At 52.9% G+C, this 21,036-nt stretch carries 24 protein-coding genes and 1 pseudogene; 18 read left to right on the forward strand and 7 right to left on the reverse strand.

What is annotated here, in order from left to right:
- Positions 1–367, reverse strand: a pseudogene (mnmC, locus tag FDX03_RS23015) (bifunctional tRNA (5-methylaminomethyl-2-thiouridine)(34)-methyltransferase MnmD/FAD-dependent 5-carboxymethylaminomethyl-2-thiouridine(34) oxidoreductase MnmC); the annotation flags it as partial.
- A gap of 159 nt (positions 368–526) precedes the next feature.
- Between mnmC and fabB the strand changes: the two are divergent.
- Positions 527–1,747 carry a beta-ketoacyl-ACP synthase I gene (gene fabB, locus FDX03_RS04510; RefSeq protein WP_046670107.1) on the forward strand — a complete coding sequence of 407 codons (1,221 nt, stop codon included), beginning with the start codon at positions 527–529 and terminating at the stop codon, positions 1,745–1,747.
- A 47-nt stretch (positions 1,748–1,794) separates the two neighbouring features.
- On the opposite strand, the gene FDX03_RS04515 is transcribed toward fabB, so the two are convergent.
- From FDX03_RS04515 to FDX03_RS04525, 3 genes are all read right to left on the reverse strand, one after another.
- The gene (locus FDX03_RS04515) at positions 1,795–2,313 is read right to left on the reverse strand and encodes a YbjP/YqhG family protein (protein WP_115601716.1); all 519 of its coding nucleotides are present in this window, start codon (positions 2,311–2,313) and stop codon (positions 1,795–1,797) included.
- Positions 2,313–2,681, reverse strand: coding sequence for a hypothetical protein (locus FDX03_RS04520; protein ID WP_137345685.1), 369 nt, complete (start codon positions 2,679–2,681; stop codon positions 2,313–2,315). The genes FDX03_RS04515 and FDX03_RS04520 overlap by 1 nt, the downstream gene beginning before the upstream one ends.
- A 163-nt stretch (positions 2,682–2,844) precedes the next feature.
- Positions 2,845–3,090 carry a helix-turn-helix domain-containing protein gene (locus FDX03_RS04525; protein ID WP_048211049.1) on the reverse strand — a complete coding sequence of 82 codons (246 nt, stop codon included), beginning with the start codon at positions 3,088–3,090 and terminating at the stop codon, positions 2,845–2,847.
- 171 nt (positions 3,091–3,261) lie between these two features.
- Here FDX03_RS04525 and FDX03_RS04530 point away from each other — a divergent pair, with 171 nt between their 5' ends.
- Positions 3,262–3,636, forward strand: coding sequence for a hypothetical protein (locus FDX03_RS04530; protein WP_048212552.1), 375 nt, complete (start codon positions 3,262–3,264; stop codon positions 3,634–3,636).
- 179 nt (positions 3,637–3,815) lie between these two features.
- Positions 3,816–4,994 carry an MFS transporter gene (locus FDX03_RS04535; RefSeq protein WP_137345535.1) on the forward strand — a complete coding sequence of 393 codons (1,179 nt, stop codon included), beginning with the start codon at positions 3,816–3,818 and terminating at the stop codon, positions 4,992–4,994.
- Here FDX03_RS04535 and flk read toward each other — a convergent pair.
- Positions 4,991–5,998 carry a flagella biosynthesis regulator Flk gene (gene flk, locus FDX03_RS04540; protein WP_137345686.1) on the reverse strand — a complete coding sequence of 336 codons (1,008 nt, stop codon included), beginning with the start codon at positions 5,996–5,998 and terminating at the stop codon, positions 4,991–4,993. The two genes, FDX03_RS04535 and flk, sit on opposite strands and share 4 nt — an antisense overlap.
- A gap of 108 nt (positions 5,999–6,106) precedes the next feature.
- On the opposite strand from flk, the gene pdxB reads away from it, so the two are divergent.
- The 15 genes from pdxB to hisP all read left to right on the forward strand — a co-directional run bounded on the left by pdxB (position 6,107) and on the right by hisP (position 20,271).
- Positions 6,107–7,243, forward strand: coding sequence for a 4-phosphoerythronate dehydrogenase PdxB (pdxB, locus tag FDX03_RS04545; protein WP_137345536.1), 1,137 nt, complete (start codon positions 6,107–6,109; stop codon positions 7,241–7,243).
- Positions 7,244–7,311: 68 nt separating this feature from the next.
- A complete protein-coding gene (locus FDX03_RS04550; protein ID WP_137345537.1) occupies positions 7,312–8,325 on the forward strand; it encodes an aspartate-semialdehyde dehydrogenase in 1,014 nt (337 codons plus the stop codon).
- Positions 8,325–9,137 carry a tRNA pseudouridine(38-40) synthase TruA gene (truA, locus tag FDX03_RS04555; RefSeq protein WP_061068229.1) on the forward strand — a complete coding sequence of 271 codons (813 nt, stop codon included), beginning with the start codon at positions 8,325–8,327 and terminating at the stop codon, positions 9,135–9,137. The genes FDX03_RS04550 and truA overlap by 1 nt, the downstream gene beginning before the upstream one ends.
- 24 nt (positions 9,138–9,161) lie before the next feature.
- Positions 9,162–9,821 carry a DedA family protein gene (locus FDX03_RS04560; RefSeq protein WP_003028140.1) on the forward strand — a complete coding sequence of 220 codons (660 nt, stop codon included), beginning with the start codon at positions 9,162–9,164 and terminating at the stop codon, positions 9,819–9,821.
- A gap of 149 nt (positions 9,822–9,970) precedes the next feature.
- Positions 9,971–10,885 carry an acetyl-CoA carboxylase, carboxyltransferase subunit beta gene (gene accD / locus FDX03_RS04565; RefSeq protein WP_115601722.1) on the forward strand — a complete coding sequence of 305 codons (915 nt, stop codon included), beginning with the start codon at positions 9,971–9,973 and terminating at the stop codon, positions 10,883–10,885.
- Between the two features lie 69 nt (positions 10,886–10,954).
- Complete coding sequence (gene folC, locus FDX03_RS04570) at positions 10,955–12,223, forward strand: bifunctional tetrahydrofolate synthase/dihydrofolate synthase (RefSeq protein ID WP_048211055.1); 1,269 nt, start codon at positions 10,955–10,957, stop codon at positions 12,221–12,223.
- The gene (dedD, locus tag FDX03_RS04575; protein ID WP_061068227.1) at positions 12,213–12,881 is read left to right on the forward strand and encodes a cell division protein DedD; all 669 of its coding nucleotides are present in this window, start codon (positions 12,213–12,215) and stop codon (positions 12,879–12,881) included. Before folC ends, dedD begins: the two co-directional genes overlap by 11 nt.
- A gap of 220 nt (positions 12,882–13,101) precedes the next feature.
- Positions 13,102–13,590 carry a colicin V production protein gene (gene cvpA, locus FDX03_RS04580; RefSeq protein WP_005129678.1) on the forward strand — a complete coding sequence of 163 codons (489 nt, stop codon included), beginning with the start codon at positions 13,102–13,104 and terminating at the stop codon, positions 13,588–13,590.
- Positions 13,591–13,623: 33 nt separating this feature from the next.
- Entirely contained in the window at positions 13,624–15,141 is a 1,518-nt protein-coding gene (gene purF, locus FDX03_RS04585) for an amidophosphoribosyltransferase (protein WP_005129677.1), read from the forward strand.
- Between the two features lie 96 nt (positions 15,142–15,237).
- Complete coding sequence (locus FDX03_RS04590) at positions 15,238–15,807, forward strand: UbiX family flavin prenyltransferase (RefSeq protein WP_101742317.1); 570 nt, start codon at positions 15,238–15,240, stop codon at positions 15,805–15,807.
- Between the two features lie 287 nt (positions 15,808–16,094).
- Positions 16,095–16,877 (forward strand): lysine/arginine/ornithine ABC transporter substrate-binding protein ArgT, encoded by a 783-nt coding sequence (gene argT, locus FDX03_RS04595; RefSeq protein WP_003028123.1) that lies wholly within the window; start codon positions 16,095–16,097, stop codon positions 16,875–16,877.
- 247 nt (positions 16,878–17,124) lie between these two features.
- Positions 17,125–17,907 (forward strand): histidine ABC transporter substrate-binding protein HisJ, encoded by a 783-nt coding sequence (gene hisJ, locus FDX03_RS04600; protein ID WP_003028120.1) that lies wholly within the window; start codon positions 17,125–17,127, stop codon positions 17,905–17,907.
- A 186-nt stretch (positions 17,908–18,093) separates the two neighbouring features.
- Complete coding sequence (locus FDX03_RS04610) at positions 18,094–18,780, forward strand: histidine ABC transporter permease HisQ (RefSeq protein WP_003028118.1); 687 nt, start codon at positions 18,094–18,096, stop codon at positions 18,778–18,780.
- The gene (gene hisM / locus FDX03_RS04615) at positions 18,777–19,484 is read left to right on the forward strand and encodes a histidine ABC transporter permease HisM (RefSeq protein WP_003028116.1); all 708 of its coding nucleotides are present in this window, start codon (positions 18,777–18,779) and stop codon (positions 19,482–19,484) included. Before FDX03_RS04610 ends, hisM begins: the two co-directional genes overlap by 4 nt.
- A gap of 13 nt (positions 19,485–19,497) precedes the next feature.
- The gene (hisP, locus tag FDX03_RS04620; protein WP_061068225.1) at positions 19,498–20,271 is read left to right on the forward strand and encodes a histidine ABC transporter ATP-binding protein HisP; all 774 of its coding nucleotides are present in this window, start codon (positions 19,498–19,500) and stop codon (positions 20,269–20,271) included.
- A gap of 33 nt (positions 20,272–20,304) precedes the next feature.
- Here the strand turns inward: hisP and FDX03_RS04625 are convergent, their stop codons facing one another.
- Together FDX03_RS04625 and FDX03_RS23020 are read right to left on the reverse strand one after the other, a co-directional pair.
- A complete protein-coding gene (locus tag FDX03_RS04625; protein WP_071887365.1) occupies positions 20,305–20,820 on the reverse strand; it encodes a GNAT family N-acetyltransferase in 516 nt (171 codons plus the stop codon).
- Between the two features lie 71 nt (positions 20,821–20,891).
- On the reverse strand, positions 20,892–21,036 hold a 145-nt coding region (locus tag FDX03_RS23020), incomplete at its 5' end, for a DUF1731 domain-containing protein (protein WP_249357006.1).

Raw genomic sequence — 21,036 nt, forward strand, 5'->3', positions numbered from 1 at the left:
ACGGAGCAAGTTCTGGCCAGTGCTGGTGGGCTAAGGTGAGATCTTCACGCGTCAGCGGAAATTTTTCAAAACTGATGAAATGTAATCTTTCCAGGGTAGCGTCAGGGTGGGTAGCGCGAAATTCGGCAAATGCCTGCCAGAGCGTGAGGAAGTTAAGTCCGGTGCCAAACCCGCTTTCGGCCACCACAAAGAGGGGGCGTGAATGCGCAGGGAATCGCTGGGCGAGATGGTTACCGCCGAGAAAGACGTAACGCGTCTCTTCCAGCCCGTTGTCATTAGAAAAATAGACATCGTCAAAATCTCGGGAAACAGGTGTACCCTCAGCGTTGAATTCAAGGTTGGCAGGTTGTATAGCGTATTGTTTCACGTAAGTTACTCGTCTGACAGGCTGTGACCCGATCTTAGCGATGAGTGCCAGGCTGCGCAAATTTCCACACAAAATGGCTGATCGGACTTGTTCGGCGTACAAGTGTACGCTATTGTGCCACTCGAAACTTTAAAATAGTGCGACTTACAGAGGTATTGAATGAAACGTGCAGTGATTACTGGCTTGGGCATCGTTTCCAGCATCGGTAATAACCAGCAGGAAGTCCTGGCATCTCTGCGTGAAGGACGTTCAGGGATCACTTTCTCTCAGGAGCTGAAGGACTCCGGCATGCGTAGCCACGTTTGGGGCAACGTAAAACTGGATACCACTGGCCTCATTGACCGCAAAGTAGTGCGCTTCATGAGCGACGCATCCATCTATGCATTTCTTTCAATGGAGCAGGCAGTGGCTGATGCCGGCCTGGCTGCAGAAGATTACCAGAACAATCCGCGCGTTGGACTGATTGCAGGTTCCGGCGGCGGCTCCCCGCGTTTTCAGGTATTCGGCGCTGACGCAATGCGTAGCCCGCGTGGCCTGAAAGCGGTTGGCCCGTATGTGGTCACCAAAGCGATGGCGTCCGGCGTTTCTGCCTGCCTCGCGACACCGTTCAAAATCCACGGTGTTAACTACTCCATTAGCTCTGCCTGTGCGACATCTGCGCACTGCATCGGCAACGCAGTAGAACAAATTCAGCTGGGCAAACAGGACATCGTTTTTGCTGGCGGCGGCGAAGAGCTGTGCTGGGAAATGGCGTGTGAATTCGACGCAATGGGCGCGCTGTCTACCAAATATAACGACGACCCGTCGAAAGCTTCCCGTACCTATGACGCACACCGTGACGGTTTCGTGATTGCAGGCGGCGGCGGTATGGTGGTGGTCGAAGAGCTGGAACACGCTCTGGCCCGTGGCGCGCACATCTATGCGGAAATCGTCGGTTACGGCGCAACGTCCGATGGCGCAGACATGGTTGCTCCTTCTGGCGAAGGCGCAGTACGTTGCATGCAGATGGCGATGCACGGCGTAGACACGCCGATCGACTACCTGAACTCCCACGGGACCTCTACTCCGGTAGGCGACGTGAAAGAGCTGGGCGCGATTCGTGAAGTGTTTGGCGACAACAGCCCGGCAATCTCTGCGACCAAAGCAATGACCGGTCACTCACTGGGCGCGGCTGGCGTACAGGAAGCTATCTACTCTCTGCTGATGCTGGAACACGGTTTTATCGCGCCAAGCATCAACATTGAAGAACTGGACGAGCAGGCGGCAGGTCTGAACATCGTGACCAAACCGACCGAGCAGGCGCTGACCACCGTGATGTCCAACAGCTTCGGCTTTGGCGGCACCAACGCCACGCTGGTTATGCGTAAGCTGAAAGCATAAGTCCCGGCTAATGCAGTACACGAAAGGGAGCCGTCAGGCTCCCTTTTTTACTTATTCATCTTTTCGTACTCCGGTGCGATCTCCGCAGACCAAGCTTTCGCACGGGTAATATTCCCGGTACTGTAGATGGGCTGTTCATAACGATCGCTAATATCGCGAACGCGGTAAATTTTCCAGCGCCTGTCTTCCCAACGCGTATATACCTCCAACAGCATGGGGACTTCACCTGTCGGCCCACCTAATTGTACTTCCACCTTTTCGCCACCGAGAAAGGGTTGAGCCGGCCCAACCCGTAACAGCGGGATCCACTCCGGGTCGTAATCCTGTACGTACATAAAGTAGTCCGAGTCCAGAATTTCCTGCTCATAAAGGCCGTCAATCAGCGCCAGACGATTGATAACGTCTTTCGCCACATAGCGTTGCATGAGTGCGGATGTATCCCGCTCTTGTGTGTAGGCGGACATCCACGCGAGATAGAATTGTTTTACATCCCGGGAGCTATCGTGGCGCGGCGTAGAGCAGCCGCAAAGTAACAGCACCAGAGCAATCAACGAGAATGCTTTCATTACTGCTTCCTGTAAATAGTGTATGACGGTTTTGCCGCCCGATAGCCAGGTCCGGCCCACATATCGCGTTGTCTAAAATCGGAGTACCACGCCTGACCGTCAAATATCGCCATATGCCCGCTTGGGTTTCCTCCTTCATAAGGCTGAATGACGACGACATCACCTTCCCTGGGTTGTTCAAATGTGCCGATAGGGCTGAAACCGGCACTTTTTAGCATGGGGCCATAATCTTTAGCATGATAAGTATGCCCAAGAGTGATACCTCCTGCCTGAATGGCTTTGCGGGTAAATTCCGCGCAGCGTCCTTGAGAATGTGAACTCGCGTGTGATTTAGCGTAATTAGCTGCTGTTGTTTTATTCCAGCTCATCATGACTCCTGTTAATGAAATATGTAATAAGTTCGTGTATTGCTTTAACAGGATTTAATCTGATGGGAATAGCCGATAGTGCTATTAATATCATAAATATATTTAATTGAGATATTAATCAATTTGCTGGGTAAATTCTTGAAGATATATTTATAATTAATGATTATTCTTTGTAACGGCTTTTTTTTGCTGATTTTGAGAGATAACGTGACGGCCAAATCACGTCCGGCGTGGTTTCCAGCGCCTGTGCGATGATCTGTTCTGCTCGGGGCCAGTTGCGGGTAAATACATTACGCAGCGAGTCAGGAGATAAACCTGCCGAACGTGACAACTCTCTGAGTGTAATACCTCTTTTTTCCAGTGCACTTTTAATATCTGCACGATGCCAGTCTTGGCTTTTTTGTTCCATTCTGTAATCCTAAGAAGATGTGTTATCGGCACCGATATTTTTCAGGTTATAAATTAGAAAGACAAAAGAACGTTACTTTCTTTTTGTCGTAGGAATATTGCCAGAATTAATTTGAAATTTCGCGAAAAAGAAAAAATATTTTTATTTCATCAGCAGAAAGGAAAGAAACTGATGGTAAAAGAGTGGTTCACGGTCAAGGAGTGTCTTGAATTACCGGGGTTTCCTGGAAGCGCACCCGCTGTACGCCTGCGCTTAAATACCTACAGTGAAGGGAAAGAGGGCGTTAAGCGCAAGCGAGCGAAATCTAAGGCCGAGGAATTTCATATTTCTGTGTTCCCACTGTATGTACGCTCGTATCTGAATGAAAATGAGAAAACAGAAGCACCAGATTGCAACATCGTGCAGGAAGCAGGACCCAAAGAGATTTGGGATATGATGTTCCTGCTCCTGACGCCGCAGCAGCGTGAACAGGTAACCGGGCGGTTCAGAACGAAAGGCGTTGAAGCGGTATTTCCCTTTTTGTTCGTAGAGAAGTCATCGCTTTGAAACGCACTGCTATGCTTTCACAGTTGACAGCCAGGGCCACTCGCAGGCAGACTCCAGCTTCAACATTATCCTCTTGATAATGCGTAAGCGTTTAACGTTATCCAACGCACCTTAATCCTGATAGTCAGGTAGAGGGGGCGTGGACATTCCTCGCCTTACTCTGCATTTTGGAGTAACGCATGACAGCTGTAACCCAACAAGAAAAAACACCTTCGGCGAATTTTTCGCTGTTTCGTATCGCTTTTGCGGTTTTCCTGACCTATATGACGGTCGGTTTACCTTTGCCCGTCATTCCTCTGTTTGTGCACCAGGAGCTGGGCTATGGCAACACCATGGTCGGTATCGCCGTTGGCGTACAGTTTCTGGCAACGGTATTAACGCGCGGCTACGCCGGGCGCTTAGCCGATCAATATGGTGCTAAACGTTCGGCGCTACAGGGGATGTTTGCCTGTGCGCTGGCGGGCGCGGCGTGGCTGTTAGCCGCGCTATTGCCCGTTTCCGTTCCGGTGAAGTTTGCGTTGTTGATTGTCGGGCGCTTGATCCTTGGTTTTGGCGAAAGCCAGTTGCTCACCGGAACGCTGACCTGGGGGCTGGGGCTGGTTGGGCCAACGCGTTCCGGCAAGGTGATGTCGTGGAACGGGATGGCGATTTACGGCGCGCTGGCCGCGGGGGCGCCGCTGGGGCTTTTGATCCACAGCCACTTTGGCTTTGCGGCGCTGGCAGGAACCACGATGGTATTACCGCTGCTGGCATGGGCATTCAATGGCACCGTGCGCAAAGTGCCTGCACATGCAGGAGAGCGTCCTTCGTTATGGAGTGTGGTAGGGCTTATCTGGAAACCGGGTCTGGGCCTGGCGCTGCAGGGCGTGGGTTTTGCGGTAATCGGTACCTTTATTTCGCTCTATTTTGTCAGCAACGGCTGGACGATGGCGGGTTTCACCCTGACCGCATTTGGCGGGGCGTTTGTGCTGATGCGTATTCTGTTTGGCTGGATGCCGGACCGGTTTGGCGGCGTGAAGGTTGCCGTTGTTTCGTTGCTGGTTGAAACCGCGGGTCTGATTTTGCTGTGGCAGGCGCCATCGGCCTGGATTGCACTGCTGGGAGCGGCATTAACCGGTGCCGGGTGTTCGCTGATCTTCCCGGCGCTGGGCGTCGAGGTCGTGAAGCGAGTGCCTGCCCAGGTTCGTGGTACGGCTCTCGGCGGTTACGCCGCGTTTCAGGATATCTCCTACGGCATAAGCGGTCCTGTTGCCGGGGTTCTGGCCACTGCATACGGTTACTCCTCGGTATTCCTTGCCGGGGCGATTTCCGCGGTGGTGGGCATTTTCGTGACGCTGCTGACTCTGCGAAAAGGTTAAGCAAGCAACCAGAACAGGGCTAATGCTATCAGCAAGGCGACAAACATCAGCCCCGGTCGTGCCGACAGTGTTTTTACCGTTTCAATCACTGGTGCGAACGGGCTGAAAATGGGTTGAAGATGACGCGGATCGTTTAATTCCTGCTCCCGGTCACGTTCCACGCGGCGCAGGAAGATTTGATTGAGCAAGTCCAGCACCTGCACCGTGGTCAGAATCGATTGTGGTTGGATCTGATACGTCTGCTGTGCGTACTCTTTTATTGCCGTTAGCTCATTCGGCTCTAATGGCTGTTTTAGCGCCGCCTGGAGCGTTTGTAGCGTCGGGGCGCTTTGCAGGCTGAGCGTCTGGCGCGCCTGTAACCAGGTCACCAGATGCGTAAACTGTTTGGCGGGGATCAGCTCACCGCTTTTTACGCCAGACAGCTCCAGCATCGACTGCCAGATCATTTTCCCCGACTCTCCCGTGGCGGCCGCCAGCTTAGTGACCAACTGATTCAGCGTATTGTGCTCGGCGGGTAATAAAGGGCGATCGGTTGCCGGCCGCTGTTGTGGCTGCGGAATTGAAAGCTGCCCCTGCTGCAACAGCGCGAGCACGTTCTTCAACTGCTCTGGCGTGAGCTGGCTGAGCGCTGTCTGCCCGTACTGTTGACGGATGAAATCACTCACCGCCTGGCGATTATTTCCCTGACTCAGTAATTCAGTGAGCTGCGACAGAACCTGACGGTTAGCATGATTCTGCTGAGCAACCCCCAGACGCTGATTCAGGTTTTGCTCAGCGGCTGGAAAGTGACGTGACTGCAGCGGCGTATCACTTTTGACGCCCAGATCGTGCTTCATTCCGGCCCACACCTCAGCGCTTTGCTGTTGGGTAAGCGAAATCAAACGGGTAATCAGTCGTTCCAGTACGGTACGTTGTTGCGTGGATAACGGTTGTTCACCCGCAGCGGAAGGGGCATTTTGGCCTTCGCCGGGAGGGCGGGCGGGCGTACCTGAAATGGGCTGCATCATCTCTGTTCCTTAAATCTGTCCTGGCCAGGTCTCGCAGTATGCCTGGCGGCGAGATTATGGCACACTTGCCCGGTTAACTCTCGTTCTCAAACAGGTGCGAAAGACGTGAAAATCCTCGTTGATGAAAATATGCCCTATGCCCGCGAACTGTTCAGTCGTTTGGGGGAGGTCAAAGCGGTTCCCGGTCGTCCGATTCCCGTTGCTGAACTGGATGATGCGGATGCGTTAATGGTGCGTTCGGTGACGAAAGTAAATGAATCACTGCTTAGTGGAAAACCGGTTAAATTTGTCGGTACGGCAACCGCTGGCACAGACCATGTGGATGACGCCTGGCTTGCGCAGGCGGGGATCGGTTTTTCCGCCGCGCCCGGTTGTAACGCGATAGCGGTCGTAGAATATGTTTTTTCAGCGTTGCTGATGCTGGCGGAGCGTGATGGGTTTGCGTTACGCGATCGCACCGTAGGCATTGTGGGCGTGGGCAACGTGGGTGGGCGTTTGCAGGCGCGCCTGGAAGCATTAGGGATCCGCACGCTGCTGTGCGATCCACCGCGAGCCGATCGGGGTGACGAGGGCGATTTCCGCTCGCTGGACGAACTGGTAGAGCAAGCCGATGTGCTGACTTTCCATACGCCGCTGTTCAAAGATGGACCCTACAAAACGCTGCATCTGGCGGATGAGGCGCTGATTAGCCGACTGAAGCCGGGCACTATTCTGATCAACGCCTGCCGTGGGGCGGTCGTGGATAATTCCGCCTTACTGAACCGACTCAACGCCGGGCAGCCGCTGAGCGTTGTGCTGGATGTCTGGGAAGGAGAGCCGGATCTCAATGTGGCGTTGCTGGAGAAAGCCGATATCGGCACGGCGCACATTGCCGGGTATACCCTCGAAGGAAAAGCGCGTGGCACCACGCAGGTCTTTGAGGCCTATAGTAAGTTTATTGGTCACGAGCAGCACGTTGCGCTCAGTACCCTGTTACCCGCGCCGGAATTTGGTCGTATCACCCTGCATGGCCCGTTAGATCAGCCAACGCTGAAAAGGCTTGTGCATTTAGTGTATGATGTGCGCCGCGATGATGCGCCGCTGCGTAAAGTCGCTGGAATTCCGGGTGAGTTTGATAAACTGCGTAAAAATTACCTTGAGCGTCGTGAATGGTCGTCTTTATACGTGATGTGTGACGACGCAGCCGCTGCAGCCCTGCTGTGTAAGCTGGGTTTTAACGCTGTTCATCATCCGGCACATTAATGTCTTCTTAATGCTCCCTGTCGAATAATGCGACAGGGACGCTTACGTATTTCTTGGAGTAAATCACCATGTCTGAAGGCTGGAATATTGCCATTCTGGGCGCAACGGGCGCCGTAGGCGAAGCCCTGCTCGATACTCTGGCTGAACGCCAGTTCCCGGTCGGTGAAATTTATGCGCTGGCGCGTAATGAAAGCGCCGGTGAGCATCTGCGTTTTAACGGTAAATCGGTCATAGTGCAGGACGTTGCAGACTTTGACTGGACGCAGGCACAGCTGGCATTTTTTGTTGCGGGCACTGAAGCCACCGCGGCATGGGCTGAAGAAGCAACCAATGCCGGTTGTCTGGTTATTGACAGCAGCGGTCTGTTCGCGCTTGAGCCTGACGTTCCGCTGGTCGTCCCGGACGTTAACCCGTTCGTGCTGGCGGATTACCGTAACCGCAATGTGATTGCGGTGCCTAACAGCCTGACCAGCCAACTGCTGTCTGCGCTGAAACCATTGATTGATGACGGTGGCCTCTCACGTATTACGGTAACCAACATTATCTCGGCTTCCGCTCACGGTAAAAAAGCCGTAGACGCACTGGCCGGACAAAGCGCGAAATTGCTTAACGGCATCCCGATTGACGAAGATGATTTCTTTGGTCGTCAGCTGGCGTTCAATATGCTGCCGCTGCTGCCCGATCGCGAAGGTAGCGTGCGGGAAGAGCGTCGTATTGTTGATGAAGTGCGCAAGATTATGCAGGATGACGGCCTGTTAATTTCAGCCAGCATCGTGCAGTCACCCGTGTTCTACGGTCATGCACAGATGGTGAATTTTGAAGCGCTGCGCCCGCTGGCCGCAGAAGAGGCGCGTGATGCCTTTTCTCGTGGTGAAGATATTGTTCTGTCAGAAGAGACCGATTTCCCGACTCAGGTTGGCTACGCGTCAGGCACTCCGCACCTTTCCATTGGCTGCGTGCATAACGATTACGGCATGCCTGAGCAAGTTCAGTTCTGGTCTGTGGCAGACAACGTGCGCTTTGGCGGCGCGTTAATGGCGGTGAAAATTGCGGAAAAACTGGTGCAGGAGTACCTGTACTAATGTCTGACCTGCAACAGCCGTCAACTCATAAAATTGCGCTGGGCATTGAGTACGATGGCAGCAAATATTATGGCTGGCAGCGCCAGAACGAAGTGCGTAGCGTTCAGGAAAAACTGGAAAAAGCGCTCTCTCAGGTGGCGAATGAACGCATTAATGTCTTTTGTGCGGGACGCACGGATGCGGGCGTTCATGGCACAGGGCAGGTTGTTCACTTTGAAACGACGGCACAGCGTAAAGATGCGGCCTGGACACTGGGGGTAAATGCGAATTTACCTGGTGACATCGCTGTACGCTGGGTGAAAGCTGTACCTGATGATTTTCATGCCCGATTTAGCGCTACGGCTCGCCGTTATCGCTACATCATCTACAATCATCGGTTGCGTCCTGCGATTTTAGGTAAAGGGGTAACCCATTACTATGAGCCGCTGGATGCTGAGCGTATGCATCGTGCAGCCCAGTGTCTGATTGGCGAAAATGATTTTACCTCGTTTCGGGCGGTGCAGTGTCAGTCGCGCACACCGTGGCGTAACGTGATGCACATTAACGTTGAACGTTTCGGTGCGTATGTGGTGGTGGATATTAAAGCGAATGCCTTTGTACATCATATGGTCAGGAATATTGTCGGCAGCCTGATGGAAGTAGGTGCCCACAACCAGCCGGAGAGCTGGATAGCAGAACTGTTAGCGGCGAAGGACAGAACGCTGGCAGCGGCAACGGCGAAAGCGGAAGGACTGTATCTGGTTGCAGTAGATTACCCGGATCGGTTCGACCTGCCAAAACCGCCTATGGGCCCGCTATTTCTGGCGGACTAATTTGAGTCGTATAAAGGCATAACTATGGATCTGATTTACTTCCTCATCGATTTTATCCTGCACATTGATGTGCACCTGGCGGAGCTGGTCGCGGAATACGGTATCTGGGTATACGCTATTCTGTTTTTGATTCTGTTCTGCGAAACGGGACTGGTGGTCACGCCGTTCCTGCCAGGAGATTCGCTGCTGTTTGTTGCTGGTGCGCTTTCTGCGCTGCCAACGAACGATCTTAATGTTCATCTGATGGTGGCGTTGATGATAGTGGCGGCGATTGTGGGCGATGCGGTGAACTACACCATCGGGCGATTGTTTGGCGAGAAGCTGTTCAGTAACCCAAATTCCAAAATTTTCCGCCGCAGCTATCTGGATAAAACCCATGCGTTCTATGAGCGTCATGGCGGTAAAACCATTATTCTTGCGCGTTTCGTTCCTATCGTACGGACATTTGCGCCGTTTGTTGCCGGTATGGGACACATGTCCTACCGTCATTTTGCGATGTATAACGTCGTAGGCGCGCTGCTGTGGGTATTGTTGTTCACCTACGCAGGCTACCTGTTCGGCGATTTGCCGATCGTTCAGGAAAACCTGAAATTACTGATTGTGGCGATTATCGTTCTTTCCGTATTGCCGGGCGTAATTGAAGTGATTCGCCATAAGCGTGCTGCGTCACGGGCGGCAAAATAGAAAGTAACTCAGCGGTTCGACCACTTTTTTATCCAAAGTTTCGGGCTGTTATGTTTTAATGTGCAACATTCATGGTCTGTTAGGGGCAAAAATGGCATTATGCGCCCCTTATAACAAAGCTGACTAGGGTTCAGGCAGAAAGGTCACCAATGAGCTGGATTGAACGAATTAAAAGCAACATTACTCCCACCCGCAAGGCAAGCATTCCTGAAGGGGTGTGGACCAAGTGTGATAGCTGCGGTCAGGTTTTATACCGTGCTGAGCTGGAACGTAATCTTGAGGTCTGTCCGAAGTGTGACCATCATATGCGCATGTCGGCGCGCAATCGCCTGCATAGCCTGTTAGATGAAGGTTCTCTTGTGGAACTGGGTAGCGAGCTTGAGCCGAAAGACGTGCTGAAGTTTCGTGATTCCAAAAAATACAAAGACAGACTGGCTTCTGCGCAAAAAGAAACCGGCGAGAAAGATGCGCTGGTGGTGATGAAAGGCACGCTGCATGGTATGCCGGTCGTTGCTGCAGCATTCGAGTTCGCGTTTATGGGCGGCTCCATGGGCTCTGTGGTCGGCGCGCGTTTTGTCCGTGCCGTCGAACAGGCGCTGGAAGATAACTGTCCGCTGATCTGCTTCTCCGCTTCTGGCGGGGCGCGAATGCAGGAAGCGCTGATGTCTCTGATGCAGATGGCGAAAACCTCTGCCGCGCTGGCGAAAATGCAGGAACGTGGTTTACCGTACATTTCCGTACTGACTGACCCTACCATGGGTGGTGTTTCTGCAAGCTTCGCGATGCTGGGCGATCTCAACATTGCTGAGCCGAAAGCACTGATCGGCTTTGCAGGTCCGCGCGTTATCGAGCAAACCGTACGTGAGAAACTGCCGCCGGGATTCCAGCGCAGCGAGTTCCTGATTGAAAAAGGCGCTATCGATATGATCGTCCGCCGTCCGGAAATGCGCCTGAAACTGGCAAGCATCCTGGCGAAGCTGATGAATCTTCCTGCGCCGAATCCGGATGAGCCGCGTGAAGGCGAGGTGGTGCCTCCGGTACCCGATCAGGAATCAGAGGCCTGATAGCTGATAAGGGTAGGGCCACTGGCTCTGCCCTTTTGCTTTTCTCTACGTCATAAAATTACAGGCATCATGGACAATAAACGTATTCCTCAAGCCGCGTCGCCCCTGGCGTCGTGGCTTTCTTATCTGGAAAACCTGCACAGTAAAACCATCGATCTTGGCCTTGAACGTGTAAGCCAGGTGGCGCGCAAACTGGGTGTGTTGAAACCCGCGCCATTTGTGTTTACGGTGGCAGGAACCAACGGAAAAGGCACGACATGTCGTACGCTGGAATCGGTGCTGACCGCAGCAGGCTATAAAGTCGGGGTGTACAGTTCGCCGCATTTGGTGCGCTACACGGAGCGCGTGCGCGTGCAGGGGCGTGAACTGCCGGAGTCAGCGCATACCGCATCGTTTGCTGAGATCGAAGACGCGCGTGGCGACATTTCTCTGACCTATTTTGAATACGGTACGTTATCGGCGCTCTGGCTGTTTAAACAGGCGCAGATGGATGTCGTTATTCTGGAAGTGGGGCTGGGCGGGCGCCTTGACGCTACCAATATCGTTGATGCTGATGTGGCGGTGATCACCAGTATTGCGCTTGATCATACCGACTGGCTGGGTCCGGATCGTGAAAGCATTGGTCGTGAGAAAGCGGGCATTTTCCGTGCAGAGAAACCGGCTATCGTCGGCGAACCTGAAATGCCTTACACCATCGCGGATGTCGCGCAAGAGTGCGGGGCAATTTTGCAACGCTGCGGCGTGGACTGGCGCTATGCGGTAACCGAGGACGACTGGTCATTTACGGACGCTCACGGAACGTTGGCGCATCTGCCGTTGCCGCAGGTTCCACAACCTAACGCTGCTACCGCACTGGCCGCGCTGCGTGCAAGCGGGCTGAACGTTAGCGAGCAGGCCATTCGTGACGGCATCGAACACGCGATTTTGCCGGGACGCTTCCAGATTGTGAGCGAGTCGCCGCGAGTGATTTTCGATGTTGCCCATAACCCGCATGCGGCAGAGTATCTGACCGGACGTCTGAAAAAGTTAGTGAAAAGCGGGCGTGTACTTGCGGTTATCGGTATGCTACATGATAAAGACATTGCCGGTACGTTAGCCTGGTTAAAAAGCGTGGTTGACGTCTGGTACTGTGCGCCCCTGGAAGGGCCGCGTGGCGCAACGGCAGAACAATTGCTGGAGCATCTGGGCAAAGGCGACGCCTACGATAGCGTGGCGCAGGCATGGTCTGCGGCACTGGCTGAGGCGAAGCCAGAAGATACCGTGTTGGTGTGTGGATCGTTTCACACTGTCGCACATGTCATGGAAGTAATAGACGTGGGGAGAAGCGGTGGCGAGTAAGTTTCAGAATCGATTAGTCGGCACAATTGTGCTGGTCGCGCTGGGGGTGATTGTGCTCCCTGGGCTGCTTGACGGGCAGAAAAAACATTATCAGGATGAGTTTGCGGCGATCCCTCTGGTGCCGAAACCCGGCGATCGCGATGAACCAGATATGATGCCAGCGGCAACGCAGGCGCTGCCGACCCAGCCGCCGGAAGGGGCGGCAGAAGAGGTGCGTGCGGGAGATGCTGCCGCGCCATCGTTGGATCCTTCACGTTTGACGACGGCAAACAGCGCGGAGTTAGATCCTGTCCCAGCGCCCGTAGAGCAGCCGAAACCCAAACCGAAGCCGCAGCCTGTTGCCGTCGCTCCGACGCCTGCTCCTGCGCCAGCCCCAGCGCCTAAACCGGCTGCTGAGGAACCGCCAGCGCCGACCGGCAAAGCGTACGTTGTACAGCTCGGTGCGCTGAAAAATGCGGATAAGGTCAATGAGATCGTGGGTAAACTTCGTGGCGCGGGCTTCCGGGTATATACTTCTCCGTCAACGCCGGTGCAGGGTAAAATAACCCGCATTCTCGTGGGGCCGGACGCCTCCAAAGATAAGCTGAAAAACTCGCTGGGCGAGCTGCAGAAGATCTCTGGTCTGAGTGGCGTCGTGATGGGGTACACCCCTAATTAAGGGATTGCGCTGTTTACGGCGCAGCTCTGATTCAGGCCGGATACGGTGTTTTTACCGCTATCCGGCAGTGCCCGAAGAGGCATAAAACGGTATGGCGTTGAAGATTTTTTCAGCGCCATTTTTATTTACGCGTGGAAAGGAAATCCCTACGCAAACGTTTTCTTTTTCTGTTAGAATGCGCCCCGAACAGGACGACAGGGCGTAAAATCGTGGGACACATATGGTCTGGATTGATTACGCCATTATCGCGGTGATTGGTTTTTCCTGTCTGGTTAGCCTGATCCGTGGCTTTGTTCGTGAAGCATTATCGTTGGTGACTTGGGGTTGTGCTTTCTTTGTCGCCAGCCATTACTACACTTACCTGTCTGTCTGGTTTACGGGCTTTGAAGACGAACTGGTTCGAAATGGGATTGCTATCGCGATACTGTTCATCGCGACACTTATCGTCGGCGCTATCGTTAACTTTGTGATAGGCCAGCTGGTAGAGAAAACAGGCTTGTCGGGTACCGACAGGGTGTTGGGGATTTGCTTCGGAGCTCTGAGAGGGGCGCTGATCGTCGCCGCCATCTTGTTCTTTCTCGATACATTTACCGGTCTGTCGAAAAGTGAAGACTGGAGTAAGTCGCAGCTGATCCCGCAGTTCAGTTTCATCATCAGATGGTTCTTTGACTATCTGCAAAGCTCGTCAAGTTTCTTGCCCAAAGTATAAACTTTGGGTTGTTGCTGAACGAGGAAAAGACGTATGTGCGGTATTGTCGGTATCGCCGGTGTTATGCCGGTAAACCAGTCGATTTATGACGCGTTAACGGTGCTCCAGCATCGTGGCCAGGATGCCGCTGGCATCATCACCATTGATGCCAACAACTGCTTCCGCTTGCGTAAAGCGAACGGAATGGTGAGCGACATTTTTGAAGCGCGCCACATGCAGCGTTTGCAGGGCAACATGGGCATTGGTCATGTGCGTTACCCAACGGCTGGCAGCTCCAGCGCCTCTGAGGCCCAACCTTTCTACGTCAACTCACCGTATGGCATCACGCTTGCCCACAATGGCAATCTGACCAACGCACATGAGCTGCGTAAAAAGCTGTTTGAAGAAAAGCGCCGCCACATCAATACCACTTCAGATTCTGAAATTCTGCTGAATATTTTCGCCAGCGAGCTGGATAATTTCCGCCACTATCCGCTGGAAGCCGACAATATTTTTGCTGCTATTGCCGCAACCAACCGCCAGATCCGCGGCGCCTATGCCTGCGTGGCGATGATTATCGGCCACGGTATGGTTGCTTTCCGCGATCCGAACGGCATCCGCCCGCTGGTGCTGGGTAAACGTGATATCGGCGATGGTCGTACCGAATACATGGTGGCCTCCGAGAGCGTAGCGCTGGATACGCTGGGCTTTGAATTCCTGCGCGACGTTGCCCCTGGCGAAGCGGTTTATATCACAGAAAAAGGTCAGTTGTTTACCCGCCAGTGTGCCGATAACCCGGTCAGCAATCCGTGCCTGTTTGAATACGTCTACTTCGCACGTCCTGACTCCTTTATCGACAAGATTTCCGTCTACAGCGCCCGCGTAAACATGGGTACCAAGCTTGGCGAAAAAATTGCTCGTGAATGGGAAGATCTGGACATTGACGTGGTGATCCCGATTCCGGAAACCTCCTGTGATATCGCGCTGGAAATTGCCCGTATTCTCGGTAAGCCGTACCGTCAGGGTTTTGTGAAAAACCGCTACGTGGGCCGTACCTTTATCATGCCAGGCCAGCAGCTGCGCCGTAAATCCGTGCGCCGTAAACTGAACGCCAACCGTGCGGAATTCCGTGATAAAAACGTGTTGCTGGTGGATGACTCCATCGTGCGCGGTACGACCTCAGAACAGATTATCGAGATGGCGCGTGAAGCAGGAGCGAAGAAGGTGTATCTGGCCTCTGCTGCCCCGGAAATTCGCTTCCCGAACGTTTATGGTATCGATATGCCTACGGCGACGGAGCTGATTGCCCATGGTCGCGAAGTGGACGAGATTCGCCAGATAATTGGCGCAGATGGTCTTATCTTCCAGGATCTGAATGATCTGATTGAAGCCGTCCGTGCTGAGAACCCGGATATTCAGCAGTTTGAATGTTCCGTGTTTAACGGCGTGTACGTCACCAAAGACGTCGACCAGCAATATCTCGATTTCCTCGACTCCCTGCGTAATGACGACGCCAAAGCGATTTTGCGTCAGAACGAAGCGGAAAACCTTGAGATGCACAACGAAGGTTAATGTTTGCTCGCAAGCAAGGGCGCAACCTGCACCCTTGCTTGCAACTCACCGTAATTTCCTGCAAAGTCGGCCCTGAGCAAGTAAGGGCGATTACACATGAAACGACTCATCATTGGTATTTCTGGCGCAAGCGGGGCAATTTACGGCGTGCGCCTGCTGCAGGTTTTGCGTGACGTTACCGATGTGGAAACCCATCTGGTGATGAGTGCCGCTGCCCGGCAGACGCTGGCGCTGGAAACGGACCTCACCGTGCGTGACGTACAGGCGCTGGCGAATGTGACTCACGATACGCGCGATATCGCCGCCAGTATCTCCTCTGGCTCTTTTCAGACCGCCGGAATGGTTATCCTGCCGTGTTCCATTAAAACGCTTTCCGGCATCGTTCACAGCTATACCGATGGGCTGCTTACCCGTGCGGCAGATGTGGTGTTGAAAGAACGCCGCCCGCTGGTGCTGTGCGTGCGCGAAACGCCGCTGCATTTGGGGCATCTGCGCCTCATGACCCAGGCGGCAGAAATTGGCGCAGTGATTATGCCGCCTGTCCCGGCGTTCTATCATCGCCCGCAAACGCTCGATGATGTGATTAATCAAACGGTTAACCGCGTGCTTGACCAGTTTGATATTACCCTTCCGCAGGACCTGTTCACCCGCTGGCAAGGGGCCTAAGCCGTTCCATCAGCGTGCAAAGAAACATCTGTTGCCCTGTTTCAGGGCAATTTTGTAACCGCGATCATATCCTCAACATTTAATTCGTTAAAACTCAACGAAACGCTGCGGTTCAACCGTCAGACCTGCTATCTTCAAAATCAGGACATTATTGCAACGTTTTATTAACATATTTAACGTCGAATATCCTCATCGACGCGAAAATGGCATAAGACCTGCATGAAAAAGTCTGCAAACACACAACACAACGTAAAACATAATAAAATTACGCCACTTGAGGGTTATGTATGAAGAAGACGGTTCTTGCTTTGTCTTTGCTGGTAGGACTTTCCGCCACCGCGGCCAGCTACGCAGCACTTCCGCAGACGGTTCGTATTGGTACAGATACAACATACGCACCTTTTTCCTCTAAAGATGCCAAAGGCGACTTTGTCGGCTTTGATATCGATCTGGGAAACGAGATGTGTAAGCGCATGCAGATCAAATGTACCTGGGTTGCCAGCGATTTTGATGCTCTGATCCCGTCGCTGAAAGCGAAAAAAATTGACGCCATTATCTCCTCGCTTTCTATCACCGAGAAGCGTCAGCAAGAGATTGCGTTCTCAGACAAACTTTACGCAGCAGACTCACGTCTGATCGCCGCGAAAGGTTCCCCAATTAAACCGACTCTGGATTCCCTCAAGGGTAAACACGTTGGCGTGCTGCAAGGCTCTACTCAGGAAGCCTATGCCAATGACAACTGGCGTAGCAAAGGCGTGGATGTGGTGGCCTATGCGAACCAGGATCTCATTTATTCTGACCTGACGGCGGGTCGTCTCGACGCGGCGTTGCAGGATGAAGTCGCGGCCAGCGAAGGCTTCCTGAAGCAGCCTGCCGGTAAAGACTACGACTTTGCAGGTCCTTCGGTAAAAGATAAAAAATACTTTGGCGACGGAACCGGGATTGGTTTGCGCAAAGATGACACCGAGCTGAAAGCCGCTTTTGATAAAGCGCTGGGTGAACTGCGCAAAGACGGCACTTACGACAAAATGGCGAGTAAGTATTTTAACTTCAATGTCTACGGCGATTAATACGCCGCAGCGGGGAATTGACTGCACCATTGCGGGTAACCATTACGGTGCATAATACATTCAGTGCACTTTTTTGGTGCTTTTGTCGTTGGCTTAATAAGCATGAGTGCATACTTAAGCGCTTTTCATGCAAATAAATACCGCCGACAGGGTAGAATGCTTTGCCTTGTCGGCCTGATTAATGGCACGATAACTGCACCTGGTCCTGTAAAGATCCCCTATAAAAGACAGTCTGTTGAGGATAGTTATGAAAAAACTGGTGTTGTCTCTTTCTCTGGTTCTGGCTTTCTCCAGTGCTACCGCAGCATTTGCCGCCATTCCGCAAAAAATTCGTATCGGTACCGATCCTACTTATGCGCCGTTCGAATCGAAAAATGCGCAGGGTGAATTAGTCGGTTTTGATATCGATCTGGCTAAAGAGCTGTGCAAACGTATCAATACGCAATGTACCTTCGTGGAAAACCCGCTGGACGCGCTGATCCCTTCGCTAAAAGCGAAAAAAATCGATGCGATCATGTCCTCGCTTTCCATTACTGAAAAACGTCAGCAGGAAATTGCCTTTACCGACAAGCTTTATGCAGCCGACTCGCGTCTGGTTGTCGCTAAAGATTCTGCTATTCAGCCGACTATTGAGTCGCTGAAAGGTAAACGTGTCGGCGTGCTGCAGGGCACGACTCAGGAAACGTTCGGTAACGAGCACTGGGCGCCAAAAGGCATTGAAATTGTCTCCTATCAGGGACAAGACAATATCTATTCTGACCTGACTGCCGGGCGTATTGACGCCGCATTCCAGGATGAAGTCGCGGCCAGCGAAGGCTTCCTGAAACAGCCGGTCGGTAAAGATTACAAATTCGGCGGCCCGTCTGTGAAAGACGAGAAGTTATTCGGCGTGGGTACCGGTATGGGGCTGCGCAAAGACGATAACGAGCTGCGCGAAGCGCTGAACAAAGCCTTTGCTGAAATGCGCGCTGACGGGACTTACGAGAAGCTGGCGAAAAAGTATTTCGATTTTGATGTTTACGGCGGTTAATCACCGCAGGTGCTGATAAAGCCCGTAGATTTTTGACGCGTTGAATTTATGCCTGATGGCGCTGCGCTTATCAGGCCTACGGTGATTTTGTAGGCCGGATAAGGCAAAGCCGCCATCCGGCATTTAACGGTTAGTCTGAAATCAAAAGAGGCTTACTACTCCACCACACACGACAGGACAGGCAGCATGTTGTATGGCTTTTCAGGTGTTATTTTACAGGGCGCAATTGTTACGCTTGAGCTGGCACTCAGCTCGGTGGTACTGGCGGTTCTGATAGGTCTTGTCGGCGCGGCAGCTAAGCTGTCGCAAAGCCGGGCAATGGGGCTTATTTTCGAAGGGTACACAACGCTTATCCGCGGGGTTCCCGATCTCGTCTTAATGCTGCTCATTTTCTACGGGTTACAAATTGCGCTGAATACCATTACCGATGCCATCGGTATCGGCCAGATTGATATCGATCCGATGGTCGCGGGTATAATTACGCTTGGGTTTATCTACGGCGCCTATTTTACCGAAACGTTCCGTGGTGCGTTCATGGCTGTGCCAAAAGGTCATATTGAGGCCGCGACGGCATTCGGTTTTACCAGCTCACAAATATTTCGCCGCATTATGTTCCCGGCGATGATGCGCTATGCCTTACCGGGAATAGGCAACAACTGGCAGGTCATTCTTAAGGCCACGGCGCTGGTGTCACTGCTTGGACTTGAAGACGTAGTGAAAGCCACTCAGCTTGCCGGGAAGAGTACCTGGGAGCCGTTCTATTTTGCCGTGGTGTGCGGGGTCATCTATCTGGTGTTTACCACCGTGTCTAATGGTGTGCTGCTGTACCTTGAGCGCCGCTACTCCGTGGGTGTGAAGAGGGCTGACCTGTGATTGAGATTATTCAGGAATACTGGAAGTCCCTGCTGTGGACTGACGGATATCGCTACACTGGCGTTGCTATCACTCTCTGGCTGCTGATTTCGTCGGTGGTGATGGGCGGGATACTGGCGCTGTTTTTGGCGATTGGTCGCGTTTCCAGTAATAAATTTATCCAGTTTCCCATCTGGCTGTTCACCTATATTTTTCGTGGCACGCCGCTGTACGTTCAACTTCTGGTGTTCTATTCCGGGATGTATACGCTGGAGATCGTCAAAGGAACGGACTTCCTTAACGCATTTTTCCGCAGTGGGCTGAATTGTACCGTGCTGGCATTGACGCTGAATACCTGTGCCTACACGACGGAGATTTTCGCTGGGGCTATTCGTTCCGTACCCCATGGTGAGATTGAAGCCGCGCGCGCATACGGTTTCTCGTCATTCAAACTGTATCGCTGCATTATTTTGCCTTCCGCGCTGCGTATTGCGCTGCCGGCTTACAGCAATGAAGTCATTTTAATGCTGCACTCCACAGCGCTGGCATTTACCGCCACGGTGCCTGATTTGTTGAAGATCGCCCGCGATATCAACTCGGCAACGTATCAGCCGTTTACCGCCTTCGGTATTGCCGCCGTACTGTATTTGATTATTTCGTATGTCCTGATTAGCCTGTTCCGTAAAGCGGAAAAACGCTGGTTGCAGCATGTATCCTCTAAATGATTCGAGTAACACGATGTCTGAAAATAAATTAAACGTTATCGATTTACATAAGCACTACGGCGAACATGAAGTGCTGAAAGGGGTATCGCTGCAGGCCAATGCGGGTGATGTTATCAGTATTATTGGTTCGTCAGGTTCGGGTAAAAGTACCTTCCTGCGCTGCATTAACTTTCTGGAAAAGCCGAGTGCCGGAACGATTGTGGTTAGCGGTCAGAATATTGGCCTGGTGCGCGACAAAGACGGTCAGTTGAAGGTTGCAGATAAAAATCAGCTGCGTCTGCTACGCACGCGACTGACGATGGTCTTTCAGCACTTCAACCTGTGGAGCCACATGACGGTGCTGGAAAACGTGATGGAAGCGCCGATTCAGGTGCTGGGGCTGAGCAAGCAGGAAGCCCGCGAACGTGCGGTGAAGTATCTGGCCAAAGTCGGTATTGATGAGCGCGCGCAGGGCAAATATCCGGTACATCTGTCCGGTGGTCAGCAGCAGCGCGTCTCTATTGCGCGTGCGTTGGCGATGGAACCGGAAGTGTTGCTGTTTGATGAACCCACATCGGCGCTTGACCCAGAGCTTGTGGGCGAGGTGTTGCGTATTATGCAACAGCTGGCCGAAGAGGGGAAAACCATGGTGGTCGTGACCCACGAAATGGGATTCGCTCGACATGTCTCCACGCACGTGATTTTCCTGCATCAGGGGAAAATTGAGGAAGAGGGCGACCCGGAGCAGGTATTCGGTAATCCGCAAAGCCCGCGTTTGCAGCAGTTTCTCAAGGGCTCGCTGAAATAAGTAAGTTGCCCGGAGGCGTTACGCTTTCCGGGCCTACCGCTTTAACGCGCTGTACTCCAGACGATAAACCCAGTCGTCATACGCTATGCCGTTCACTTCATAGGCTTTTTCAAGCACCTGAGTGCGTATAAATCCTGTTTTTTCCAGAATGCGTATCGACCCGGTATTTCCGGCTAATACATAGGCATTTATCGCCGTTACGCCAGCCTGTTGAAAGGCATAATCGCACACGGCACGTACGGCTTCGCTGGCAATCCCTTTTCCCTGCGCCCGCGGCGTGATGGCATAGCCAATATCAGCTTCCTGAGGGTAAAGATGGCTTATCTGTAAGCCAATATCGCCCAGTTGCGCCGTGTTGTTGTGCTCCCGGATAACAAAGGTATGTCGAGCGGAAAGGCGTCTGGCGAAGAGCAGGCGAGTATCTTTGGTTGGGGCGATATCACCCATGAAACGCATGACGTCCGGATTTTCTCGTAGCCGCTGGAAAAAAGGCCAGTCAGCGAGTTGGTATAAAGAGAGAGTAAGTCGGGGTGTTGATATTATCGCCATAACGTCGCCATTGTGGTATTTGGTTTTTTAACCATACCACCACAATGGCAACAGTGAAGGGATATCAGACATTATCGGATGACATCGGCCAGCGCTTCTTCCAAATCGTACCAACGAAACGCAAAACCTGCCCCCTCCAGTCGCTTGGGCAACGCGCGCTGCCCCCCGAGGACCAGCACCGAGGATTCGCCCATCAGCAGCCGCATAGCGGCTGCC

Source organism: Citrobacter sp. wls827 (assembly GCF_005280875.1).
Taxonomy (GTDB): Bacteria; Pseudomonadota; Gammaproteobacteria; order Enterobacterales; family Enterobacteriaceae; genus Citrobacter; species Citrobacter youngae.

Coding starts and splice junctions, on each gene's coding strand:
- fabB (WP_046670107.1), top strand. CDS start 527: ATGAAACGTGCAGTGATTACTGGCTTGGGCATCGTTTCCAGCATCGGT.
- FDX03_RS04515 (WP_115601716.1), bottom strand. CDS start 2,313: ATGAAAGCATTCTCGTTGATTGCTCTGGTGCTGTTACTTTGCGGCTGC.
- FDX03_RS04520 (WP_137345685.1), bottom strand. CDS start 2,681: ATGAGCTGGAATAAAACAACAGCAGCTAATTACGCTAAATCACACGCG.
- FDX03_RS04525 (WP_048211049.1), bottom strand. CDS start 3,090: ATGGAACAAAAAAGCCAAGACTGGCATCGTGCAGATATTAAAAGTGCA.
- FDX03_RS04530 (WP_048212552.1), top strand. CDS start 3,262: ATGGTAAAAGAGTGGTTCACGGTCAAGGAGTGTCTTGAATTACCGGGG.
- FDX03_RS04535 (WP_137345535.1), top strand. CDS start 3,816: ATGACAGCTGTAACCCAACAAGAAAAAACACCTTCGGCGAATTTTTCG.
- flk (WP_137345686.1), bottom strand. CDS start 5,998: ATGCAGCCCATTTCAGGTACGCCCGCCCGCCCTCCCGGCGAAGGCCAA.
- FDX03_RS04550 (WP_137345537.1), top strand. CDS start 7,312: ATGTCTGAAGGCTGGAATATTGCCATTCTGGGCGCAACGGGCGCCGTA.
- truA (WP_061068229.1), top strand. CDS start 8,325: ATGTCTGACCTGCAACAGCCGTCAACTCATAAAATTGCGCTGGGCATT.
- FDX03_RS04560 (WP_003028140.1), top strand. CDS start 9,162: ATGGATCTGATTTACTTCCTCATCGATTTTATCCTGCACATTGATGTG.
- accD (WP_115601722.1), top strand. CDS start 9,971: ATGAGCTGGATTGAACGAATTAAAAGCAACATTACTCCCACCCGCAAG.
- folC (WP_048211055.1), top strand. CDS start 10,955: ATGGACAATAAACGTATTCCTCAAGCCGCGTCGCCCCTGGCGTCGTGG.
- cvpA (WP_005129678.1), top strand. CDS start 13,102: ATGGTCTGGATTGATTACGCCATTATCGCGGTGATTGGTTTTTCCTGT.
- purF (WP_005129677.1), top strand. CDS start 13,624: ATGTGCGGTATTGTCGGTATCGCCGGTGTTATGCCGGTAAACCAGTCG.
- FDX03_RS04590 (WP_101742317.1), top strand. CDS start 15,238: ATGAAACGACTCATCATTGGTATTTCTGGCGCAAGCGGGGCAATTTAC.
- argT (WP_003028123.1), top strand. CDS start 16,095: ATGAAGAAGACGGTTCTTGCTTTGTCTTTGCTGGTAGGACTTTCCGCC.
- hisJ (WP_003028120.1), top strand. CDS start 17,125: ATGAAAAAACTGGTGTTGTCTCTTTCTCTGGTTCTGGCTTTCTCCAGT.
- FDX03_RS04610 (WP_003028118.1), top strand. CDS start 18,094: ATGTTGTATGGCTTTTCAGGTGTTATTTTACAGGGCGCAATTGTTACG.
- hisP (WP_061068225.1), top strand. CDS start 19,498: ATGTCTGAAAATAAATTAAACGTTATCGATTTACATAAGCACTACGGC.
- FDX03_RS04625 (WP_071887365.1), bottom strand. CDS start 20,820: ATGGCGATAATATCAACACCCCGACTTACTCTCTCTTTATACCAACTC.